At 54.2% G+C, this 18,537-nt stretch carries 17 protein-coding genes; 7 read left to right on the top strand and 10 right to left on the bottom strand.

Annotation, left to right across the window (positions count from 1 at the left end; all coding sequences use genetic code 11):
- On the top strand, positions 1 to 1,431 hold the full coding sequence (locus tag BUQ73_RS08280) for an APC family permease (protein ID WP_079227400.1): 1,431 nt from the start codon (positions 1 to 3) through the stop codon (positions 1,429 to 1,431).
- Positions 1,432 to 1,522: 91 nt separating this feature from the next.
- Here the strand turns inward: BUQ73_RS08280 and BUQ73_RS08275 are convergent, their stop codons facing one another.
- Entirely contained in the window at positions 1,523 to 2,110 is a 588-nt protein-coding gene (locus BUQ73_RS08275; protein ID WP_079227399.1) for a TetR/AcrR family transcriptional regulator, read from the bottom strand.
- 406 nt (positions 2,111 to 2,516) lie between these two features.
- On the opposite strand from BUQ73_RS08275, the gene BUQ73_RS08270 reads away from it, so the two are divergent.
- Complete coding sequence (locus BUQ73_RS08270) at positions 2,517 to 3,305, top strand: MoaF C-terminal domain-containing protein (protein WP_079227398.1); 789 nt, start codon at positions 2,517 to 2,519, stop codon at positions 3,303 to 3,305.
- A 140-nt stretch (positions 3,306 to 3,445) separates the two neighbouring features.
- Complete coding sequence (locus tag BUQ73_RS08265) at positions 3,446 to 4,258, top strand: SDR family NAD(P)-dependent oxidoreductase (protein ID WP_079227397.1); 813 nt, start codon at positions 3,446 to 3,448, stop codon at positions 4,256 to 4,258.
- Between the two features lie 38 nt (positions 4,259 to 4,296).
- On the opposite strand, the gene dksA is transcribed toward BUQ73_RS08265, so the two are convergent.
- Entirely contained in the window at positions 4,297 to 4,710 is a 414-nt protein-coding gene (gene dksA / locus BUQ73_RS08260; protein WP_079227396.1) for an RNA polymerase-binding protein DksA, read from the bottom strand.
- Between the two features lie 67 nt (positions 4,711 to 4,777).
- Positions 4,778 to 5,995 carry a zinc metallochaperone GTPase ZigA gene (gene zigA / locus BUQ73_RS08255; protein ID WP_079227395.1) on the bottom strand — a complete coding sequence of 406 codons (1,218 nt, stop codon included), beginning with the start codon at positions 5,993 to 5,995 and terminating at the stop codon, positions 4,778 to 4,780.
- 76 nt (positions 5,996 to 6,071) lie between these two features.
- On the opposite strand from zigA, the gene BUQ73_RS28920 reads away from it, so the two are divergent.
- Positions 6,072 to 6,539, top strand: a complete 468-nt coding sequence (locus tag BUQ73_RS28920; protein WP_079227394.1) for a transcriptional repressor — start codon at positions 6,072 to 6,074, stop codon at positions 6,537 to 6,539.
- 471 nt (positions 6,540 to 7,010) lie between these two features.
- On the opposite strand, the gene cysS is transcribed toward BUQ73_RS28920, so the two are convergent.
- The 5 genes from cysS to hisI all read right to left on the bottom strand — a co-directional run bounded on the left by cysS (position 7,011) and on the right by hisI (position 13,214).
- Complete coding sequence (gene cysS, locus BUQ73_RS08240) at positions 7,011 to 8,405, bottom strand: cysteine--tRNA ligase (RefSeq protein WP_079227392.1); 1,395 nt, start codon at positions 8,403 to 8,405, stop codon at positions 7,011 to 7,013.
- 149 nt (positions 8,406 to 8,554) lie between these two features.
- Positions 8,555 to 9,460 carry a GTP cyclohydrolase FolE2 gene (gene folE2, locus BUQ73_RS08235; RefSeq protein ID WP_079227391.1) on the bottom strand — a complete coding sequence of 302 codons (906 nt, stop codon included), beginning with the start codon at positions 9,458 to 9,460 and terminating at the stop codon, positions 8,555 to 8,557.
- A gap of 46 nt (positions 9,461 to 9,506) precedes the next feature.
- Positions 9,507 to 11,432: a threonine--tRNA ligase gene (thrS, locus tag BUQ73_RS08230; protein ID WP_079227390.1), complete on the bottom strand. Its 1,926-nt coding sequence runs from the start codon at positions 11,430 to 11,432 to the stop codon at positions 9,507 to 9,509.
- Positions 11,433 to 11,469: 37 nt separating this feature from the next.
- On the bottom strand, positions 11,470 to 12,804 hold the full coding sequence (locus tag BUQ73_RS08225; protein ID WP_079227389.1) for a dihydroorotase: 1,335 nt from the start codon (positions 12,802 to 12,804) through the stop codon (positions 11,470 to 11,472).
- The gene (gene hisI, locus BUQ73_RS08220) at positions 12,801 to 13,214 is read right to left on the bottom strand and encodes a phosphoribosyl-AMP cyclohydrolase (protein ID WP_079227388.1); all 414 of its coding nucleotides are present in this window, start codon (positions 13,212 to 13,214) and stop codon (positions 12,801 to 12,803) included. The genes BUQ73_RS08225 and hisI overlap by 4 nt, the downstream gene beginning before the upstream one ends.
- A gap of 88 nt (positions 13,215 to 13,302) precedes the next feature.
- Between hisI and BUQ73_RS08215 the strand changes: the two genes are divergently transcribed.
- The 3 genes from BUQ73_RS08215 to BUQ73_RS08205 all read left to right on the top strand — a co-directional run bounded on the left by BUQ73_RS08215 (position 13,303) and on the right by BUQ73_RS08205 (position 15,691).
- Positions 13,303 to 13,740, top strand: a complete 438-nt coding sequence (locus BUQ73_RS08215; RefSeq protein WP_079227387.1) for a nuclear transport factor 2 family protein — start codon at positions 13,303 to 13,305, stop codon at positions 13,738 to 13,740.
- A 170-nt stretch (positions 13,741 to 13,910) separates the two neighbouring features.
- Complete coding sequence (locus BUQ73_RS08210) at positions 13,911 to 15,035, top strand: CobW family GTP-binding protein (RefSeq protein ID WP_079230503.1); 1,125 nt, start codon at positions 13,911 to 13,913, stop codon at positions 15,033 to 15,035.
- Between the two features lie 26 nt (positions 15,036 to 15,061).
- Entirely contained in the window at positions 15,062 to 15,691 is a 630-nt protein-coding gene (locus tag BUQ73_RS08205; RefSeq protein WP_079227386.1) for a 6-pyruvoyl trahydropterin synthase family protein, read from the top strand.
- A gap of 82 nt (positions 15,692 to 15,773) precedes the next feature.
- On the opposite strand, the gene BUQ73_RS08200 is transcribed toward BUQ73_RS08205, so the two are convergent.
- Together BUQ73_RS08200 and ykgO are read right to left on the bottom strand one after the other, a co-directional pair.
- A complete protein-coding gene (locus BUQ73_RS08200; RefSeq protein WP_161492835.1) occupies positions 15,774 to 17,714 on the bottom strand; it encodes a TonB-dependent receptor in 1,941 nt (646 codons plus the stop codon).
- 440 nt (positions 17,715 to 18,154) lie between these two features.
- Positions 18,155 to 18,301 (bottom strand): type B 50S ribosomal protein L36, encoded by a 147-nt coding sequence (gene ykgO / locus BUQ73_RS08195; RefSeq protein ID WP_051095424.1) that lies wholly within the window; start codon positions 18,299 to 18,301, stop codon positions 18,155 to 18,157.
- Positions 18,302 to 18,537 lie beyond the last annotated feature (236 nt).

Genomic DNA, 18,537 nt, shown 5'->3' with positions numbered 1-18,537 from the left:
ATGGCCCACAACGAAAATAATGCCTCCCATCTGTCCAAAACGCTTCGTTGGACAGATGCTTTTGCCCTGTCCATGGCGGTCTCAGGATCAATCTTTGCGTCTTTCGGATTTGCTCTAGGAGCGCTGGGCCCAATTGGTGCCTTGATTTTGTGGGTCGGGTCGGCCGCAATCGGAGCGTGTCAAAACTGGATTTTCCTCGAAGTGAGTGCAATGTTCCCGGACAAGCCCGGCGGCATCGCGATGATCGCTACGGAGGGCTGGAAGCGCCGCTGCAAGCTCGTAGGTCCGATCGCCTCCTTTGGCTACTGGCTAGGGTGGTCCGCGGTGCTCGCAATCGTCGGAGTAAGCGCGGGCTCACTGATTCAAGCGCAGTGGTTTGCGGATCAGACCTGGAGCTACCAGCTTGGATCAGTGAGCATCGGGCTGGCTCAATTCATCGGCGCCGGGTTAATTCTCGTTTTCTGGCAGTTCAACCGCCTGGGCGTGCAGATGGCAGCATCCGTTTCAAAGTACATGGGTGTGCTGCTGCTGATCCCAATCCTGGTGCTCGCATTTGCCCCTCTCTATAGTGACGCGTGGAGCTTCGATCACTTCCAGAAAGCGTGGGATCAGCTGCCCGCAACCGATTGGAGCACCGGCCGGACTGCGTTGATGTGGCTGTTCCTCATTGCTTGGAGCGCTTATGGCACGGAGATGTGCGCTGCATTTGGCCCCGAGTACCGCAGCAAGAAGGATATGAAGCTAGCGCTCGTGACCTCTGGTCTGTACACGGTTGCTGCCTTCGCCGCAGTAGCGTTGAGCCTGGGAGGATTGGCCGATCAACAAGCAGCGATTGATAACCCGAATGGTTTCTTCATCGGCGCATTCGATGCGGTGTTAGGAAGTGAATACAGCAGCTTTTTCGTGGGTACGCTGCTGGTGGGACTCTTCATGGGACTAAACGCGTCCCTCGCTGATGGCTCCCGGGCACTCTACGGAATGGCGTTAGACGGTCTGACAGTCCGTCAATTGGGTGTATTGAACAAGCACCAGGTGCCAGGTCGCTGCATGACAGTCGCGGTGGTACTCAACATCGCTATGATCTTCCTGCTTTCCTCTCCCTTGGCCATCCTCGTGACTGCCAACATAGGTTATGTCGCGTCGATTTTCTTCGCGCTGAGCGGCTTCCTGTGGCTGCGCAAAGATGCAGCCGGCGCTGAGAGACCCGTAAAACTGGGGCGGGGTTGGATCCCCGTGGCATGGACTTTGAGTTTGTTGACTGGCCTGATTGTGCTTGTCGGTGCAGCATCCACTGAGCTGGTGGGATACGGGGGCACCAAAGAGCTGCTCATGGGGATCGGGATTCTGCTTCTTTCCGTAGTCCTATACGGACTGCGAAAGCTTCAGGACCGCGGCCAGCCAGGTGATCCTACAGCTCCGCATAGCGCTTGATCCGACCGCTTCGCGGAGATACCCATGGTCAATGGCATCTAGGTGCACGGATGATACGGAGGGGCTGGAAGGTATCTTCAAGGCCCCAGACTCAGTCCTGATTCATGCCACCCGTTCGAGGCAGCGCTGAGACGAGATGCCCGATGTGAATCACCGCTGCCCGGATTTTTTCCGGCCCGCTAATGGTGAGGAATTGCAGCATCAGTCCGTCCAAGGCTGCGAAGATAGCAATAGCTGCCTCATTCCTGGTGTCGAGCCCTCGATTCCTGAGGGCCGCCTCTACGGTCATCATGTAGTTTGCGTACAATTTCTCCACTAGGCTGCGCATCTCCGGATTACGTCGAGACTCGAGCAGCATCTCAAACTGGAACAGCTGGAGTTCTGGTTCGTTGGAGACTGATTCGATCAGCGAGTCTGCGAACGCGTTGTCGAAATCCGCAATCCGCTCCAACCCACTCTCACGAATCGAGCGCTCAACCGCCCATTCCATCGTCGCGGCAAGTAGCCCCTCTATGGAGCCGAAGTGGTGTGTCACAAGAGTGTGGTTAACGCCCGCTCGGCCTGCGATAGCCCTGTAAGTGACTCCTCGAAGCCCCTTCTCGGCTACCACATCAATCGCTGCTGCCATCAAGGCATCCCGACCTTCCCCGTAGGGCAAACGAACAGATTGCTGTGTCATCTGAAAAAACACCTAAGAACCATTTTCGCGCCCCCTCAGTGAATTGTCCTGGCAGATCAGTGTGAAGACTGATCTAGAGCCATGAAAGCCGGGGCATCCGTCGGCTGGCGATGGTCTCACAAACCTGTCCGATCGGCACCCCATCGCTGCTGGCCATGAGGCCAACACCTGCGTAAGGGGAACACCCACGCCCCCGATTCTGGCCCCAGTGCACCTCATTACGTTCGAGAGACAAATTTCACCCATCTCTGCGTTGACGATCAAACTAAACAAACGTAGAGTTTCTAGCGTAGCAGCGTGCAACCCTAATTTCTTGGCTGACGTCAGGTCCTGAACAGACACCGCTGACTGCGGGAATCTAGCGACACGCCCCCTAGACCAGATAACAAAAAGGCACAAAAAAATCATGGCTTTAGCATCTACCCAAGACTTCGTACCTGAAGCAGAGTGGCCGTCCGTATCCGTAATGCTGGACGGTTTCGGGAAGCAGACCCTCCCCGCCTCCGCTGCGTTGGTTGGCACGATTCTTCAGGACGCTTCCAGCGAGTACGTTTTCAAAGATCAAGACCTTTTGACCTGGTCTGCGGGGAAAGGTGAGCAGCACCAAGCCGGCTCCGCAAACTACAAAGCGATCGAAGCGCGACCCGGGATCTTCATCATCGATTTTGTCCGCGGTGAGAGCCTTGCCGCAGAGAACGTCACGATCATCCTTGATCAGAATACGGGCTCCGTCACGACGGGTATCTCTCGCTTCGTAGAGGTCGAGGGTAAAATCCGGGCAACTACCGACTTTACGTACGCGAACGTCAACGGCGAAGGCACGAAGCATGAGCGCACCGACGAATTGGTTGGTAAGCGAATCTTCTATCGCTACAGCGATATCGAGACCTACGAGCACATCTACCTGAACCTGGGCACCTTCACGTGGCATTGCCTGCGCGGCGGTGAGGTTGGCCTTGCAGACACGGATCAGTGCAAGACGTGGAAAGTCGCTGAAGGCCTCTACATCTTCTTCTGGACCGAGAAGATCATGACCGTCGAGGCAGTACTGCTAGTTGACCTCAAAGAGGAGCGGTCGATCGGCCGGATGTTCGGATGGGATGACACTCTCAACAGCACCCTCGTGCTGCCCTTCAACTCCCGCCTGAGCGTGATGAACACGACCCACTACCCCGAAGACCTCTCGAAAGGGTAATGGACGTTGTGTGAGGGCGCGCAATGAATAAACCTGCCGCCCTCGCATGGGCACGTGCATAAAGGGCACGAGGTGAGAATGACTTGCTTGTCTCCGGGTAGGGATTTCAGGGAGAGGCATGTCTAAACGTGAGGATGAACATGACCAGTCGCTCAGTAGCAATCGTTACCGGCGCAGGTACGGGTATTGGAGCAGCAACCGCAAAGGCCCTCCGTTCGGACGGCTGGGAAGTCGTCATTTGTGGGCGGCGCCTTGAGCCTCTTCAGAGAGTGGCTGATGAAACAGGAGCCTTCCCCGTAGTCGCCGACGTGGCATCCACTACTGACATCGATCGCTTGATGGAAATAACACTGGAGAGATTTGGCTCTCTACAAGGGCTGGTGCTCAACGCCGGGATCGTTCGCGCCGGTCCTGTGGGGCAATTGTCTGACCAGGACTGGGGGGACATGGTCCAGACCAATCTGACCGGGCCGTTCAAGCTGCTACGTGCTGCGATGCCTCACCTCATCGCTGCCCGCGGTGCCATCGTTGGCGTAGCGTCAGCCGCTGCGTTGAGGGCAACGGGAGGAATTCCAGGCTATAACGCAACCAAAGCTGGCTTGAACATGCTGATGCAATCAGTAGCCATTGATTACGGTCCGCAGGGTATTCGTGCCAACGCCGTATGCCCGGGCTGGATCAGAACCGAAATGGCCGACGAGGAGATGCGCGAGTACGGCGCGGATCTTGTTATGAACGTTGAGGAAGCCTACTCGCGAGCCACCTCGTTTGTGCCCGCTCGCAGGCCAGCCAACGCCTCGGAAGTTGCAAAGGTCATTGCATGGCTGCTATCGGATTGCGCCTCTTACATCAACGCTGCTGTACTGCCTGTCGATGGTGGCATGATCGCAGGTGATCCTGGCTCTTTAGCACTCGACCCTAGAGTCACGTTCATCCAGTCCACGAAGGGCTAGGCATCGACATACATGCACAAGCGTTTCCCCTCGTAGGCCTATAGGTTACGACGGGATCGCTGGTGACGCTCCTGTAGCTCCCTTCTTTCTTTAGCCTCGAAACTCAATGTCGCGGTGGGTCTGGCCAAAAGGCGCTTGATCCCAATAGGCTCCCCGGTTTCTTCGCACCAACCGTATTCACCTTTCGCAATCCTTTCCAGTGCCTCATCCATTTTATCCAGGAGCTTTTTCTCTCGTTCCAGTATCCGCAGGTTCCAGCCACGTTGCTCCTCGGCGGTACCGATGTCCGACGGATCACTGCTTGGCTCCTGAGCTTTCAAAACCTGAAACTCGCCATCAATTCTCTGCTGCAACTCGTCACGCTGAGACAGGAGAAGCTCGCGGAAAAATTTCAGCTGAGCGTCGCTCATATAGTCGTGCTCAGATTGAGCAAGGATCTCATCATGGGTCATGTCTGCGGCCTCAGAATTCCGTAAATGTGAGGGGCGCAGTCTCTGCGCCCCTACTACCAGCTATTGCTTATTCCCACTCAAATGGATCATCAAACTTGATCCAGCCTTCAGGCGTGAGCGCCATTTCAGCATCTGTAAGCAGACATTCGTCCAGCATTTCGGTGATCTGCTCTTGATCCATGCCACTACCGATCAACACCAGCTCCTGCCTGGCGTCACCCACCCCTTCAGCCCAGTTTTTATTGATCAGAGCAATGGACTCTGGATCTGTTGGCCAACGTTCTTTGGGAACCGCGGCCCACCAGTAGCCGGCCCTACCATGACGAGCCACTGCTCCGGCCTGCGACCAGTTGAAAGCAAAGATCGGCAACGTTGCGATCCAAAAGTACCCTTTAGAGCGAATGACGCCCGGCCACTCCTGCGAAATCAGCGCATGGAAGCGTTTAGGATGGAAAGGACGGCGAGCGCGGTAGACGAAGCTACCGATCCCATATTCTTCGGTCTCTGGCGTATGCTCGCCGCGGAGTTCAGCGAGCCATCCTGGAGCATTGGTCGCCTCATCGAAGTCGAAAAGGCCCGTATCCAGCACTTCCTCCAGAGCAACCTTGCCGAAAGATGCCGTGACAATCTTGGCCCTTGGATTCAGCGATTTGAGGATCCCGAATAGCTGCTCACGCTCCTCCTCATTCACCAGGTCTGTTTTGTTCAGAACGAGGACATCACAGAATTCGATCTGCTCGATCAGCAAGTCGACTACTGTTCGAGTGTCCTCTTCCCCCAGCGACTCACCACGCGACTGGATGCTGTCCCGGGAAGAGTAATCACGCAGAAAATTGAAGGCATCGACCACTGTGACCATGGTGTCGAGGCGAGCCAGGTCCGACAAACTTTTGCCATCTTCACCCGCGAACGTGAAGGTTTCGGCAACTGGCAGTGGCTCAGAGATACCAGTGGACTCGATCACCAGTTGGTCGAACCTGCCATCTTTAGCAAGCCGCTCAACCTCAATCAGCAGATCCTCGCGCAACGTGCAACAAATGCACCCATTGCTCATTTCAACGAGCTTTTCATCAGTCCTGGACAGCTCAGCCCCACCCTCCCGAACCAGCGATGCGTCAATATTGACCTCTGACATGTCATTGACGATTACGGCCACTCGACGGCCTTCCCGGTTGTTAAGGATGTGGTTCAGCAGCGTGGTCTTTCCCGCGCCAAGGAAGCCAGACAGAACTGTGACTGGAAGCTTGGCGGTGGTTGATGTTGATGATGGCGTGAGCACGGTCATGACCTCTCCGTTCGTTTTACCGGTTTTCGATTTAGTGTTACGATATAACATAACATCCTAGGACGAGGATTGGGAAATGCCAAGCTGTGGAGCGACTGGAAAGCGTCGCAAGCTCAGCCCTTTGGACTGGGCATACGCCGAGTGTGAAAGGCTTGGGTTGAAGGTAACGTCTGATCGACGATTGATCCTGGAAGAACTGGCCCGGCACAAAAATGGCTTAGGGGCCTATACCTTGCTGGAACACATTCGGACGAAAAAAGCGTCGGCGAGTCCCGTACTGGTCTACAGGGCTCTGGCCTTTTTCTCAAAAGCAGGGGTTGTCAGAAAGCTCAAATGCAACAGCGTTTATCTCCTGTGCACAAGCAAGACGCAGAGAAAATGTGACCCAGACATCTTGCTGATCTGCCCAATCTGCCACTCTGTAACGACCATTAAGAACCGAGAATTCGCAAACTGTATAACGAGCACGTTACTCCGATCGGGCCATACGCTACATGAACAAGGAATTCAAATTGATGCCATCTGCCCTAAGTGCTCTCCTTAGCCATGAGCGCCAGACCCGAGGCAAGATTCAGTAAAAATCCTTGTTAAGTACGCTTCATCCTCAGATCCTCAATCTTTCTCAGGGCAAAAATCAACCCTACCTCTTTCGCATCATCAATTAGACCAAATAGCTCATCACCTACACGCCGAACGGGATATATGACATTTTCTTTGTCCATAATCTCCACAGCCACAGCCCATCGCGGAGCATGAAACTCGCGGGCCAACCCCAGCAGATGGATATAGACTTGACGCATACAGATCGAGTACGTGATTTTATGGGGGATGCGTATAGGGGCCTCCTCACGACTGACTTCTGGGACATCAAAATATAGAAGTTCCGGCTCAATCTGCCTAATCATCATCAATAAACCTTTTACAGTAGACGCTTAATGAGCGAGCCGTCGAGCCCGCCCCTGAGTCTAGCGACGGCGTACAGCACCGAGTTTCAAAGGAGCCTGCTGGGACTTCGTCATCGGCTGTAACCCGACGAAAGCCTATGCCAACGTGTCCCCTGCGCAGTGTCTTCGATGCCCACACCAAGATTACTTAAAGCATTTCTGACCTCATCTGCCTCCTCGAATCGGGCGGCCAGTCGAAGTGCCTTCCGCTGTTCAATCAGCGATTCGACTTCGTTTTCAAAGTTTGGGTCGTCTGAAGAGCCAGTAGATAGTGTTACAGTCGATTGGCCATCTGTAATGCCGAGCAGCTCGCAACTCGCCCTCAGAGAAGCAACTCGACTAGCTTTTTCTACCGCGCCTTTCGCTTGCGCCGAATCATTTGCCATACGATGAAGCTGTGCGATGGCCTGGGGCGTGTTGAGGTCATTCAATAATGCATTCCAAACGATGGGATCGGGACGTGCGTCCTTGAGATCATCAGGGTCTTCGCCCGCCATCACAGCATCCAGGCGCTGAAGGCTTTTCTCCGATTGCAACAAGCTTTGATTCGATATCTCTAGCGAACGCCTGTAGTGACCGGTAAGCAGTGCATACCGCAGCGTACGGGGAGAGAATCGCTCCAAGAGACTCCTTACCGTTGTCATGTTCCCTATAGACTTGGACATTTTCTGTCCATTGACTGTGACATGTCCGTTATGTAGCCAATACCGAACATAGTCCTCCCCACCATGGGCGCATACGCTTTGCGCTATTTCATTCTCGTGGTGAGAGAAGATCAGGTCTCTCCCGCCGGCATGGATATCGATTGTGTTTCCAAGATGAGTCTCGATCATCGCGGAGCATTCGAGGTGCCACCCTGGACGCCCCCTACCCCACGGGCTTGGCCAGCCAGGCTGCTGATCGTCAGAGGGTTTCCACAACACGAAATCTGCGGGATCCCGCTTAAACGGTGCCACTTCCACACGTGCGCCGGCAATCTGCTCTTCTCGCTTTCGACGGGACAGGCGACCGTATTCAGGGAAGCTCGGGACGTGAAACAGAACATGTCCGTGCGTCACATAGGCGTGCCCACGCTTCAACAACGCTTGCACCATGGCGATCATGGGCTGAATGTGAGCTGTTGCTAACGGCTGGATATCAGGCTCGAGCGCACCGAGCTGCCGCATGTCGGTTTCAAACTGAGCGGTGAAGTGACGAGTCAGCTCTCCGATTGAAATACCCGCGGCCTGCGCGGCTGCTGTGATCTTGTCGTCAACATCCGTGATGTTTCGGGCGTAGATCACCTTAGGATATAGTTTCCGAAGCATCCTGCTGAGGACGTCGAAAACGACGACAGGTCGTGCATTTCCGATGTGCACCAGATCGTAAACGGTTGGACCACACACATACATTGTGACCCGCTGCGGGTCCGCCGGCTGAAATACTTGGAGGCTGCTACCAAGCGTGTTGTATAGATGTAGTTCCATGGACTCCTTCTTCCTTTGCTGCTGAAAGTCAGGTGGGGCCGAACGCTCATCATGAACAGCTGCCAGACCGTCAAATACTCACGGCCGGCATGCTTGCCCAGGTCTAGCGTCCGGTTCTTGCTATCTTGATCGCCGAGAATTTGCTGCTCTCAAAGCGCAATACTCGACCACGCCACTGCATCGTGTGGATGCAAGCTTTCCTTGTGCGAAACGTAGATGTTCAGCCCCTCGTAATGGCCAGCGAGCGCTTGCTGAAGCTTACGAGTCGCATCCTCCACGTACATGAGATTGCTGCCATTGAGCCTCGCGAATTCTTGTTCATCAGCGCGTTTCACTGCTGTTTGAACAGGCGTTCCAAGCGCTGCTTCGGTGCGATCGGCCAAATCGAGTAGCCCTAACGAAGACGCAGCCGAGTCAATGACTACGCTGATTGCCGCCACACTCCTCTGGCTGTGAGGAGTGGCAGCGGTAGCATGTTTACGCAGCCAAACCGCAACGTCTTCGGGCGTGACACTCTGGGATCCAGCGAAATCCTTCAGAAACGCGCTTTCAACAATTTGACGTGACAAGGCGGCCGAGCAGGGGCACGTAGATGAATACCCGACATCCAGGTGGATCCTGAGGTGCAGCTGTCCCTTCTTGAGTGTCGCCTCAATGACAGCTGGGTATGCCTTCCATCCTGCTAGGCCCTCTGTAATGAGGGCTGGTCGACTGGCTAGAAGATCGAACGACAGACGCAGACGAGCCCCAGTTGCCTGGCAGTCTTCATGGCTCGCCACCATGGCAGCCATCACAGACTGCAATAACGTTGGGCTCAGCGGACGAGGCCAAGAAAGCTCGTCTAGTAACCGATACAGACGGGACATGTGGATGCCCTTTGTCCCACCATTGGGCAGATCCACCTGCACGTCTGCCTTTGCATGGATTGGCAAAGAAATGCCAGGCTCATCAAGCTGGATAGGTAGGTCGATACCCTCCATCCCTACCCAGTCCAAAGGCAAAGGCGCAATCGGTTGCTCCGTGATTGCGACATCGGGCAGCTTCATGGATGACATATCTAAATCTCGCTTCGAAGGGTGGTATTAGCTGGCGTAGCCGCTGTCACTGGAGCACTGAGGCAAGTGGCCCCGCGCCCTCAGGTACTAGCCGACCGATCAGATCAGGTAATGTGAACGTGCCCAGGTTCTCGCCCGTACGAGTACGCAACGTGACCGTATTCGCTTCTTTTTCCTTGTCGCCAACGACAATCAGATACGGCACCTTTTGAAGCGTGTACTCACGAATTTTGTAGCCCACCTTCTCGTTGCGTAGGTCACTGAAAGCCCTAAGCCCCGCTGCTTTGAGTGTTTTGACGACTGCACGAACGTAATCAGCTTGGCCATCACTGATGTTGAGAACGACGATTTGCTGAGGTGCCAGCCACGTCGGGAATGCACCGCTGTAGTGTTCAATCAGGATGCCAATGAAGCGCTCGAGAGAGCCGAAAAGGGCTCGATGAAGCATTACCGGCCTTTGCCTTGCACCGGAATCATCAACGTAGTGAACGTCGAAACGCTCTGGGAGGTTGAGGTCAACCTGGAGGGTCCCACACTGCCAATCTCGGCCAATCGCATCACGCAATACAAATTCGAGCTTGGGTCCATAAAAAGCGCCTTCCCCCGGGTTGATCGTGTAATCCGTATTCATCCCCTTCAGGGCTCCAACGAGAGCGCCCTCCAGAAGATCCCAGGTTTCGTCACTGCCGATTCGTTTGGCAGGACGGGTTGAAAGCTTGACCGCAACCTCCGTAAACCCGAAGTCTTTGTAGATGTCGAAGACCTGGTCAATGATGTCCTCACACTCACCTTGCAACTGCTCCAAGGTGCAGAAAACGTGGGCATCATCTTGAGTGAAATGCCTTACCCGCATCAGGCCATGAAGGGCGCCAGAGGCCTCGTAACGGTGTACTTTCCCGAACTCAGCCAAGCGTAGTGGGAGGTCGCGATAGCTTTTCATGCCCTTGGAGAACAGAGAGACGGCACCCGGGCAATTCATGGGCTTGAGCGCGAAAACCCGATCATCCGCGGTAGTCGTGGTAAACATGCTCTCGCGATAATTGAACCAGTGTCCGGAGATCTCCCAGAGCCCGCGATCCATGACATCGGGTGTGTTGATCTCGACGTAGCTGGCTGACTCTTGGCGGACACGCAGATACGCGATGAGGGTCTGAAAAAGCTTCCAGCCGTTCGGATGCCAAAAAACTGATCCCGGTGCGCTGTCGTCAAAATGGAACAGGTCCAGCGCTTGGCCAAGCTTGCGGTGATCTCGCTTACCAGCCTCAGCCAACCTGTTCAGATAGGCAGCGAGATCTTTCGCGGTTGGCCAGCAAGTTCCGTAGATGCGCTGAAGCGCAATACCGTTAGCGTCACCACGCCAGTATGAGCCTGACACCTTGGTCAGCTTAAACGCGCCTACTCGGCTCGTTGACGGGACATGAGGTCCCCGGCAAAGGTCTTCAAAATCGCCCTGCCTGTACAGACTCAATATCTCATCGGCAGGAATGCTTTGGATGATTTCACTCTTCAAAACCTCACCACGAGCTTCGAAAAGATCTTGTGCTTCTTTGCGACTCAGCGTGCGCCGAGAGATAGCCATGTCTTGGCTCGCCAGCTCGTACATGCGCGTCTCGATGACGCTCAGGTCCTCAGTGGTGAAAGGGATCTCGGTAGCAAAGTCATAGAAAAACCCATCCTCAGTTACGGGACCGATCGCCACCTGCACTTGCGGATACAGCTCCTTGACGGCCATGGCGAGCAGGTGCGCACAGGAGTGCCTCATGACCTCGATGCCGTCGGCATCCTTGGATGTCAAAAGACTCAGGCTCGCATCACGTTCAATCAGATGACTGACGTCGACCAGAGCACCATCAACACGCCCGGCGATCGCAGCCTTGGCTAAGCCAGCTCCGATACTTTTGGCGACCTCTGCCACTGTGACAGGCGCGGGGAATGAACGTACAGCGCCGTCCGGCAGGGTTACATTAATCATTATTCGTTGTCCTCATGGCTTTGCACTAAACGCTTTCTTAGCGTGCGAACATCAGTGGAAGGCCCTGACAGTTTTCCTGGATATGGCCCTCGTGCCAGGCCAATTGCCCGGACACGAATGTGCTGACGATTCGATGTTGAAATTGATGGTTTACAAAGGGAGACCAATTGCAGTGCGCGAGTACGGGATCTCTTGCCGCAGCGCGGGGGGCAGCAAGCCGTTCAACCAGCGTAAGATCCGCCCAATATCCTTCGCGAATGAACCCCCGATCCCGGATGGCAAAAAGCTCAGCAACTGCGTGGCTCGTTTTTTGGACCAGCCTCGTGAGAGGGATCACCCCCTGCTCAACCAACTCAAGCAGAGCGGGTAAGGCGTGCTGAACCAAGGGCAACCCTGATGGCGCAAGGCTGTAGGGTTTCTGCTTTTCATCCAGGGCGTGAGGCGCGTGATCTGTGCCGATCACATCAAGCCGATCGCTTAGCAAGGCCTCGCGTAAACCGTCTCGATCTGCCTGCGATTTGATTGCTGGGTTGCATTTGATCAAGTTCCCCAGCTCTGCATAGTCGCGATCGTCGAAGAACAGATGGTGCGCGCATACTTCAGCAGTGATCTGCTTCTGGGTTACCGGACCTGGTTCAAACAGCGACAGCTCCTTAGCAGTCGTAAGGTGCAGCACGTGGAGACGCGTGCCATGCTTTTTGGCCAACGACACCGCGAGGCTAGAGGACTGGAAGCAAGCATCCGCGTCACGAATGAGGGGGTGTGCGGCAGGAGGAATGAAATCTCCGTACTTCGCTCGGAATCGTTCCTCTTGAGCAAGGATGCTGGGAGTATGCTCGCAGTGCGCAAGCAGGATCGTTGGAACCCTCGAGAACAGTTGCTCGAGAATCAATGGATCATCCACCAGCATGTCGCCTGTCGAGGCGCCCATGAAGACCTTGACCCCTGCGACAGAGCGCGGATCCAAGGCCTCAATGACATCCAAGTTGTGCTGACTAACCCCAAAATGAAAGGCGTAATTCGCAACTGAGCTGCGGGCGGCCCGCTGTTTCTTGTCGACCAGGGATGCGAGATCAAGAGTGGCAGGCCGGGTATTCGGCATATCCATGAAGCTCGTAATCCCGCCGGCTACCGCAGCTCGAGACTCTGTGAAAATGCTTCCCTTGTGCGGCGCTCCTGGCTCTCGAAAATGCACCTGGTCGTCAATCATGCCTGGTAGCAGCCAACGCCCCTTGGCATCAATTTCGACCACAGCCTTGCTGTCGATGCTGGGAGCGATTTTTTCGATCCGGCCGTTGGCAATGAGCACGTCCGCATCAAAGACCTGACCCTCATTTACAAGCCGAGCGTTTCTGATCAAAGCGGATGTCATACGAAATCTCCGGCGTTACCTGTGACGCGCACTTCTCGCCCATGAACAACGTTGTAAAAGCAGCTGGGACGCCCGGTGTGGCATGCCGGGCCGACCTGATCTACAAGCAGGAGGATTGCGTCCCCGTCACAGTCGAATCGTGCTTCTACAAGCTGCTGACGGTGACCTGACGTTTCTCCCTTTCGCCACAGCTGCTGTCTCGACCTCGACCAATAGCAGACACGCTGGGTTGCTAGGGTTTCGACCAATGCATCCTCATTCATCCACGCAAGCATCAGGACCGCGCCGGTGTCGTGCTGCTGCGCTACTGCGGCAATCAGGCCGTCGCCATTCCAACGGAGTGACCTGATCACCTCCTCCAAGGAAACAGCGGTCTGATCTGCTGAGCGCTCAAGAATTGAAAAAACCATGGGTTCACGTTCGGCCAAAATCGTAATGTTATGTTATAACGTTGCCTTTAACAATCGTTCCTCTCCCAACGCGATCAAGGAGCTTCTGATGACTGGAATCGACCCTACCCCACCCAATGGCGCAACCCCTGCCAATGCTGAGATTGCGTGCCTTGCGGGCGCGAAAGCCGCTCTTCATCAGTGGGCTGCGACTGTCGCCACACGAAACGTAGATGACGTGCTCGCTCTCTACGCACCAGACGCGATCCTGGTGCCAACGCTCTCCAATGACGTACGTGACTGCGATGACAGCCGCCGTAGCTACTTTGAGAATTTCTTGGCCAATGATGGGCTGGTCTGTGACGTTCAGGTTTTCAAAAAAAGAGTGAGCCAGAAGCTTGGCACTGTCGTGGTCGGAGGCTTGTATACGTTCGTGTATCGACAGGATGGCGACGAGCGCCAGGTACCGGCGCGCTTCCTGTTCACATTCGAATTCATTGAGGGGCGTTGGCTAATCACCGGTCACCACTCATCAGTGGAGGCCTAAGGTCCATATACCTGCTCAGGCAATCACAACCACGCCTAAGGCAGATAGCGGCTTTGGGCGTGCCTCTATTAGAGCGATAGGTACCAAGTACCACCGCGCGAAGAGCCCTTCCACACACCAAAAATTACGCCCTTCGGACCTAGTAAACACTTATGAACTTAGAGGTCGCCATGACCGATACCACAAAGTCAAATCTGATCCCAGTGACACTGCTTACAGGCTTCCTGGGTAGCGGCAAAACTACAATACTGAACCACCTTGTTCAGCAGCCTGAGATGGCGGATACGCTTGTCATTATCAATGAATTCGGGGAGATGGCGCTTGATCATCTCCTCATCGCTCACAGCACTGAAAATCTAGTAATGGAAATGAGTAGTGGCTGTGTTTGTTGCACTATCCGCGGCGACTTGGTTAAAACACTGCGTGATATCTCATGGCGTTTTTCTCGGAAGGGTGAGCGGCAGTTCAATCGCGTATTGATTGAGACTACAGGGTTGGCTGACCCTTCACCGATCATCCACACCCTGATGACACACGCACAAATCGCCCCCAGGTACCGGCTTGATGGAATCGTCGCTACAGTTGACATAGAGACAGGCCAAAACAACCTGAACAGCTTCAAAGAGGCCGTAAAGCAAGTTGCTGTAGCAGATGTCTTGCTCATGACAAAATCCGACCTAAGTTCAACACATAACGCACAAAACTTTGAAAAGAGACTACGAAATATCAACCCGGCAGCGACGTACTGGAAAGTTGAAAATGGAAAGGTCGACGCTCAGCAAATATTAAATCTTGGCCTGTTCACTGGAGCGGGTGAGAAACCTGACGTGTCACGCTGGTTGAGAGAAAGCACTTATCGTATAAGCTCCCCCCTTAAACAAGGCAATGAAAGCTTCTCACTACGTCGTGAAAGCGGCGATGAATCTCAAAAAACAAGAGATGTAAATCGTCATGATGACAATATCCGCGCATTCTGCTTTGCAGTCGATAGCCCGATACCCGAAACGGTTCTAACGCTCTGGCTCGAAACCCTAATGAGCTTCGTCGGAAGAGACATCTTACGAGTCAAAGGCATACTTAACATAGAAGGCAGAGCATCACCCGTCGTCCTGCATGGCGTTCAACATATATTCCACCCTCCTGTCACCTTGCCGGGATGGCCGGACGAGGACAGACGATCTAAATTAGTATTCATTACCAACGGTGTAGACCAACACACAATTGAGGGAACGCTGGACAGCTTGAAGCAAGCACTCTACTCAACAAATGCTCATCAATCTGAAATCCTCAAATAGCTGCCAAACTCTGCTGGACGCACACCATGCTAATCAGAAAACTATTCAAATTCGAAAATGCACATATTGTGCGAGGCTGTAGCACACGCCGGTGCTCGCACTCTATTCACGGGCACTCTTACAAGGTCGAAATCCTGCTTCAAGCTGATGCCCTAGATAATGGACAGATGGTATATGATTTTGGACTATTAAAGGGAGATGTACGCACACTCATTGACTCGTTTGATCACGCTGTGGCCATCTGGAGCGATGATGATCCTGAGTACATAAAATCTATCCAAAATCACTCCGAGCGCTGGGTAGCAATCCCCGTATCACCAAGCGCTGAACAGTTCTCGCGAGTAATCTTCTTCTTGGTTGATACCGTTTTGCAACATACGGACATGCAGAATGGCGAATCAGGAGTAACGTTAAACTCAGTGATCGTGCACGAAACGGATACTGGCTATGCACAGTGTTTCCGAAACGATATCGACAACCCCAAAATGGGCGCTCTCAGCTTAGAACAAATCGAATTCTCCACCAAAATCATGTCTGAATGGAATGACCCCAATCTGTTCAATCGCCTTAAGCTCAAAGCATCCAAGCCCTCTCACCTCACTCAAATGTCTATCGCACTGGGACTCGAGAGCCAATTCAAAGAAATATTCAAGTAAGCCTAAGGCCTTAGGCCAACCATCAGATTAATAAAGTCGGATTGTTGTGCAAAGCGCTGCCACTTTGCACAACCGAATCACCTCAGAAGTAGTACTTGATAGAGGCCCCCAGAATAGTCGAAGGCTGGGGCGAGAGCAGCAGGCCGCTGGCCGTGCCGTAGGCAATCTCACTTCCGTAACGATGTGGCTGGAAGATTCCGTAAGCGCTCACCTCGTACTCTTGGTAATCGTAGGTCGCCCTTAAATCGTATCGTGTATACGGCGGCATCTCACGCTCCTGGGTCTGAGGTGAGCCTACGTAGTAGGGAATCCCATCAAGGTGGTAAGCATCGGCGTTGAGCGTGATCTGACCCCCCATGAAGCTATCGCGATACTGCACCCCAACCTTGTAGGTATGCTCAGGCACCGTAAGCTTGGCCCCGGTGCCAGCAGGTGGATTGTTGACGATTGCGTCCAGAATCCGTCCATAGCTCGCATAAGTGCTGACAGTTGACGACACCTGGTAGTTGAAGCTCGTCTCGACACCTCGGCGAGTCGTATCCCCCACCTGCTGGTACACCTCTGGAGCGGTCTGAACAGTCTCGTCCTGGTTCTTGATGTAGTAGAACTCAGTCGTGCTGGAGAAATTGCTAGACGGCCGAATGGTGAAACCAGCGTCGTAGGATTTGACTTTGGTCGGCCGGATGGTGTCGTTCGCCAACCCCCCAGCCTGGCCCAGTGGTAGCGCAGTACTAGCTCCGGCACTGATTTGCTCTGCTGCGGGGGATCGGTATCCTTCCGCAACGTTGGCGAACAACTCGAAGCTATCGATAGGCGACCAAACGACACCAAATTTAGGCGTCGTTACTGAACTGTGGTATCCCGTGCTCGCACCTGGGTATTTCAGGTTATCGATATCGTAATCGAATCGATCATACCGGATGCCTGCTAGCAATTTCACCGACTCAACAGGCTTGTACTGGCCCTGGGCGAAGACCCCATAGGTGACAAGATCCATGTCAAAATCGTTGATGAAATTTTCAGTAGGCTGGTTGAAGCGATACTGCTGCCTGTAGGCCGTGCCATCGTCCTTTCTAGCTTCTGCCCCCACCGTCAGGGCAGCACTGTCCTCAAACACAAAGTTGTAAGCCAGCCGCCCCCCATAGATATGGCGGTCATCCTTACCGAACGTATGGTTGGTCGTGCTGGTGGTGATCGCTCTGGAGCGCTCAAAATCTTCGAAGTAGCCGGTGGCGTACAGCCCCGCCTCACCATCTGCCGGCGCCCTGTTGAACACATAGGTGTTTCGCTTGGCATCACCGAAACCAGGCAAACCATACTGTGTAGATCTGGGGCTCAGGCCAGCACGCATGTCGTTCAGAGAGAGATAGCCCGCGCCCTTGTAGTCCGACTCGTAATGACTAAAGCGAGCCGAGTACTTGGCATCATCGATGACCTTGCTCAGCTTCCAGAAGTAGTTGTCTCGATTGGTTTCCGTCGCTTTGCGGAAACCGTCCGCGCGGTAGATGTCCGCAACGAACAACGATTCGAGGCCCTCGTGCTCACCACCCAAGACCAGGCTGGAGCGCCTACCGTTGTAACTAGAAAGGTCGAGCGAAATGCTCGAGGACACGTCTGCACCATCCAAGGTTTGAATGTCGACCGAGCCGGCTCGGTTCTGATCACCGTAGAGCGCGGAAACAGGACCTTTGATGACATTGACCCGACCGATCAATTCGGGGGAGAGCCATTCAAGAAAGACTGGGCCATGCCCGGCGCCGCCTTGGCTGGATGGAATATTCTGAGGTACGCCGTCAACATAGACGGCGGTGTCAGCGCCATGAGTACCTTGAGTCGCAAAGCCCCTCATACGGAAACCGTTACCGGTATCCCCCTGATCGATATTGTTGGCCAATACCCCTGGGACGCGGCGGTAGATATTCGAGATATCGCGACCTACGTTAATCGTTCGAATGTCTTCGGCGGTTACGGTACTGACGGCTGCGGGTAGGCTCTCTGGTGCATTGCTTACCTTGCTCTTCACTAAGGGTTGGCTACCCGCTGATTCACCTCGCTCTCCTACCACCTCAATCGGCCCTAGCTCGGTAACACCTTGGCCTCCAGGCTCCGCGGCTGAAGCCACCCCGCAAGTGACGACGCCGCTAGCGATCATCGCGCGCGTAATCGACCCGACCCGCCCTCGGGATCTTGATACAAACATGAAAATACCACCGTTTTAGTTATGTTATAACGTCCTGACTTATACATAATTTTGATGATCATGGCTAGGCAGCCGCTGCTCCAGAGGCCGCGATCACTCGGCACAACCAAGGATTGCCACGAGCTAACCGCTGCTGGGTATTGAAGGATCAGTGGGGTATCTGGAGGTACTGCCTGAGGCTGTACGCTCCAGATATCGTAAAGATGGGCGGCCAACCCCGAGAAAAATGTCCGCAAAGGGAGCGGACTGTCAGCCTGAGCCCCTCAACCTCTTTTCTTTTTGACCCCACCCTGACGGGCCTTGAACCGTGGATTGGACTTACAAATTACATAGATACGACCGCGGCGCTTAACAACCTGGCAGTCACGATGCCGAAGCTTCGCTTGCTTGAGAGAGGACAATACCTGCATGACAACCTCCAAACGTTATGTGATAACATCACGGTAACGCGAATCATTATCATTAGGCAAGCCCTACCCCAGCTTTTGTTCGCTGGGTTGCCCTGCGGATCGCTCTTGCGATGGACCCACGAGCCCGAAGATTGCCCTGCGAGGAATGGGCGTAGGGAAGTTGGGCTTGAAAACCCCATCGTTAGCGCTATCGATGGGGCAGAATCTGATTAGGCTTATCGCGCTCGGATGTTGCA

The organism is Pseudomonas putida, from assembly GCF_002025705.1.
GTDB classification, from domain to species: Bacteria; Pseudomonadota; Gammaproteobacteria; order Pseudomonadales; family Pseudomonadaceae; genus Aquipseudomonas; species Aquipseudomonas putida_J.
This window is presented reverse-complemented; position numbering and strand designations above follow the sequence as displayed.